The sequence below is a fragment of the Microcoleus sp. S36b_A4 genome (assembly GCF_036700645.1).
GTDB lineage: Bacteria > Cyanobacteriota > Cyanobacteriia > Cyanobacteriales > Microcoleaceae > Microcoleus.
Genome location: NZ_JAUBPI010000179.1, coordinates 1 through 4,343, shown reverse-complemented (window position 1 = coordinate 4,343; position 4,343 = coordinate 1). Strand labels below are relative to the sequence as shown.

Genomic DNA, 4,343 nt, shown 5'->3' with positions numbered 1-4,343 from the left:
TAGCAGGCATTCACTTTGTCTGAATATCATTATGTTATATTATACCACTATGCGTTTTAAATGCACAACAGCTTAACAAGTAGCCAATCAAATGTCAATGAGAAAATGCCAACCAGAAAATGCCAACACTTAAAAAGCCTGTAGACGTAGCTGTTTTTAACAGTCGATGCGGCCAATGGAACCGTCGAAATTACTTCAGAGCAGAGGTAAGAGTAATTCTAGGTAAAGGGGGAAAACCGATGCCTGAAGCTACTTTCAAAACCCGACTCGCCCTTTTAGAAGCAGAATGCCCCGAGTTTCAGAGACAACCTTACCGCCGGACGTTTTCTCAATTTCATTTGAACTGCTTGCTAACCTTAGAAACTTGGATTCTTGAAGCCAACCGCTGCATTGCCGCTGTTCGAGAACGATTAGCACAAGAAGGATTACCGCTCTTTCATCACTTTAGCCATAGTATAATATTCCTGAAGTCATCAAATAGTTAAAATGTATGGTCGTACCCCGCCCAGCAGTCTCTACATTCAGTTTTGTAGACGAATACTGTCTTGCCTATCAACATCTATTTCCCGAGGTAAGAAGTTTTGAAAACTTCAAGTATCTAATTATAGGGATGATTTCGGGAATCAAGCGAAAATCGCTAACAGAAATAGCGAAAGTTGTCGGATTAAAAAATGAACAATCTCTCCATCATTTTTTAACTGTTTCCCCCTGGGATATTAAGGCTTGTCAACAATTAAGATTGTCGTTAATACTAGAGAGAGTCGCTGGAAAAAAAATTATATTAATAATAGATGAAACCGGAGACAAAAAAAAGGGAAACACTACCGATTATGTGGCGAGACAATATATTGGTAATCTCGGCAAGGTAGAGAATGGAATAGTATCCGTTAATGCCTATGGTGTAGTCGGAAACACGCTATTTCCATTAATGTTTAAAGTTTTCAAACCACAAGCAACTCTCCTACCAGAAGACACATATAAGACTAAACCTCAACTAGCCCTAGAAATTAGATCCGAACTAGAGGGGATGGGATTTAAAATCGAGCAGGTATTAGCTGATAGTCTATATGGGGAAAGCTCTACATTTATACAAGGGCTAAATAAATTGCACCTCAAATATGTAGTGGCAATTCGCTCCAATCACAAAGCTTGGTTGAATAAAGAAGAAGTTACTTACGGTGACTGGCAAACATTTGACCGGGTATTTTCTAATGGCAATGAACAGACAAGATATATTCAAGAAATCATTTGTCCGGGTTCTGGCGAGGTGAGGTACTGGAAGATAACCAGTGATTTTTTGCGGGAGCGAAAAACTAATACTTGGTATTTAATGACTAATATTTCCGGAGATTTATATTCGAGTATTGGGAATCACTATGGTTTTAGGAATTGGATTGAGTACGGATTAAAGCAAGCCAAAAACGAACTAGGCTGGGCCGATTTTCGGGTAACAAGTTATCAGCAAATAGCCAAGTGGTGGGAAATAGTTAGTTGTGCATTTTTGTTAATTAGCTTACAAACAAACCAGAGAAATAATCAAGTGACAGGTGAGAGTGTGTCAGAGGAATCCCAGAGCTTAAATTGCGTTGGGCCACAGGGTATATCTCAAGAACCTTTAAAATATAGTCAGCATGAGTGGTGGAATTTTAGTGGAGGATGGAAATCTACGTTAAATAATTTGCGACTGATAATTCAACCCTATGTCTTTTACAATTTCCTCAAGCCTTGGCTCTTGATTTTTGATATTCCTAGCTTAAAAGCCGGATTTCTAGAACTATTAAATATGATGAATAAGTTTCGTGGATATACAACATTAGACTCTGGATAAAGTTGGTATGCCGTTGTTTTATTTTATCCAGAGTGATGAAAGAGCGTTAGTTGCTCTAGAATTTGCACTGCCAGTCGAGCAATGGTCCTATCCTCAAACAAATCGGCAACCGATACAGTAACGCCCAGGTCACTCTCTATTTGATTTTTTAACTCAAAAATTCTTAAAGAATCTAGTCCAAAACTACTGAGCGGTCGATCGATAATATTTGGTGTTTTCCCGCTGGCACTGAAGTGGGTTGAAGATTCCTCTTCCGTCGCCTTTAGCTCACATCTTGCACCATCCTCAATTACTTGTTTAGGAACAGGCAAGATGCCTGTTCCACAAGAAAACTCATTCTTTGTGGAACGGGCATCTTGCCCGTTCTTGACAATGGTGCAAGATATCAGTTTTAGCAGACTTTGGCTATTAGCAGGGGAATGAATTCCCCGGCGGTTTACCTGCTGCCAAAGGTAAGTTTCAAGCAGCGACTGCCGTTCTTCTAACTCTGCTTTCAGCAGAATTTCTCGGGTGAGTCGATCGTCGATTTCCACCAAATCAGCTAACTCTAAAATGCTACTGGCGACAACTTCCAAATTGTCAGCTAGAAAGTCAGCATAGGCGGCGCGACGTTGAATTTTACCGCTGGTGGTTTTCGGAATGCTTCCCGGCTTAATCAGCACTACTCCATAAACTTGGACTTCATATTCTTGAGCAATGCGGGTTCGGATGGCGCTGATAATTTCCTCGGCATTATCCGGCGCTTTGCGAGATTGTAATTCTGGCAGGATAACGAGCTGTTCTTCGCCTGCGACTTCCACCGAGAATGCCGCGATCGCCCCCTGTCGCAAACTGGGATGGCTGCGCTCTGCTGTTCTTTCTATATCTTGGGGGTAAAGATTGCGACCTCGGATGATAATCAAATCTTTGAGTCGCCCTGTAATAAACAGTTCTCGATCACGTAAAAAGCCTAAATCTCCTGTTCGCAAAAATGGCCCTTCGCTGGTATCTGAAAGATATGCTTGAAAGGTTTTTTCTGTCTCTTCTGGGCGATTCCAATAGCCTCGCGCCACTGTTTCGCCAGCTACCCAAATTTCTCCGACTTCTTGCGGCTGGCATTGTGTCAGAGTTTCGGGATTGACGATCGCAACTTTAGTGCCAAATTCAGGGAAACCGCAGCCGACTAAAGTTCTCGCGCCCCCCTCGCCTTCGGAAACTTCTACAATGTGATTATTTTCCAGCGCCCCAGCATCAACAGCTAAGAAAGTCGGTGTTATTCCGCTGCGAACCGTGGCAATTTTTAGCGTAGTTTCTGCCATTCCGTAAGCAGGACAAAAGGCATCGGCGTGAAAACCGCAGGGCTCAAAAGCTTTGGTAAATCGCTCTAGGGTTTCTTTGTGGATCGGTTCTGCGCCGTTATAGGCGACGCGCCAACTACTCAAGTCGAGCATTTTTTGACCATCGCCCAAGATTTTGCTGATTTTGCTAGCACACAAGTCGTAAGCAAAATTTGGCCCGCCACTGTGGGTAGCTTTGTAGCGCGAAATCGCTTCCAACCAGCACATCGGGTTCTGAATAAACGCGGCTGGTGGCATGAAGTAAGAGGGAATTCCCAGATACAAAGGTTTGAGCAATCCGTCAATTAACCCCATGTCGTGAAAGGGGGGAAGCCACGTTACCGCAACGCTTTCGGAATCGTGGTTAAAGCCTCGATGAATGTATTCAATGTTGTACAAAACGTTTGCGTGGCTCACCATTACGCCTTTGGGCGTGGAGGTTGAGCCGGAAGTGTACTGAAGATAAGCCACTTCATCGGGATGGATGGGTGGCTGCTGCCACTTTTCGCCGTCATCGGAAAGCGCTTCTGCACTCAGCCATTGCAGCCCTTTGAGTTGCGGCGCTTGTTCGCATAGCTGCTCTAAATTTTCCAGGTGTCGCGCGGGAGCGATCGCAACTGTTGCTCCTGCGTCTTTGGCGATCGCACTAATTTTCGCTAAATTCCGTTTCAGCTTCGGCGGATAGAGGGGAACCGCGATCACTTTGGCGTACAAACATCCGAAAAAGGCGGCGAGATAGTCCAATCCTGGCGGGAAAAGCAGTAAGGCTCGTTCGCCACTGACTGCCAATGTCTGAAGTCGCACTGCGTGCGATCGGGCGATCGCATCTAACTCTCGATAAGTCAAACTGGCGGTTTCAGTTTTTCCGTCTAACAGAAATGTATATTTCTGCTCTGGTTGGTGTAGGGCTCTGTTTTGTAGGAGTTCTACTAAATTGGTACAACTTTCGGTGAGTTGGTTTCCGTTAATGCTTGCGTCACTCATCGATTCTTTTTACCTATAAGTCTTGTTTGCAATACGCCAACCAGTTGGGCCAAATTCTTTCCACATAGAATTTCTGTGAACAGTTGTCGGGCGTTACGAGTCTGCCATCAGCGCGTTTGAGTCTTCAATCCGGGTATTAGCATTCGTAACAAGTTAAGCTTGGATGGCAGTTGTCAAGGGGATTTGAGAAGATGCTTCAAAGAAAAAGTAGTCAG

3 protein-coding genes are annotated in these 4,343 nt (G+C 43.9%); 2 read left to right on the top strand and 1 reads right to left on the bottom strand.

Features of this window, described 5'->3' with window-relative positions; genetic code table 11:
• Positions 1-119 precede the first annotated feature (119 nt).
• Positions 120-485 (top strand): hypothetical protein, encoded by a 366-nt coding sequence (locus tag QUA03_RS28350; protein WP_333216984.1) that lies wholly within the window; start codon positions 120-122, stop codon positions 483-485.
• A 5-nt stretch (positions 486-490) separates the two neighbouring features.
• Complete coding sequence (locus QUA03_RS28345) at positions 491-1,828, top strand: IS701 family transposase (RefSeq protein WP_333216983.1); 1,338 nt, start codon at positions 491-493, stop codon at positions 1,826-1,828.
• A gap of 23 nt (positions 1,829-1,851) precedes the next feature.
• Here QUA03_RS28345 and QUA03_RS28340 read toward each other — a convergent pair whose 3' ends face one another.
• Positions 1,852-4,128 carry an AMP-binding protein gene (locus QUA03_RS28340; protein ID WP_333216981.1) on the bottom strand — a complete coding sequence of 759 codons (2,277 nt, stop codon included), beginning with the start codon at positions 4,126-4,128 and terminating at the stop codon, positions 1,852-1,854.
• Between the last annotated feature and the right edge of the window lie 215 nt (positions 4,129-4,343).

Excerpts from the sequence above, each read along its gene's own strand:
- QUA03_RS28350 (WP_333216984.1), top strand. The coding sequence starts at position 120 with ATGCCAACACTTAAAAAGCCTGTAGACGTAGCTGTTTTTAACAGTCGA.
- QUA03_RS28340 (WP_333216981.1), bottom strand. The coding sequence starts at position 4,128 with ATGAGTGACGCAAGCATTAACGGAAACCAACTCACCGAAAGTTGTACC.
- QUA03_RS28345 (WP_333216983.1), top strand. The coding sequence starts at position 491 with ATGGTCGTACCCCGCCCAGCAGTCTCTACATTCAGTTTTGTAGACGAA.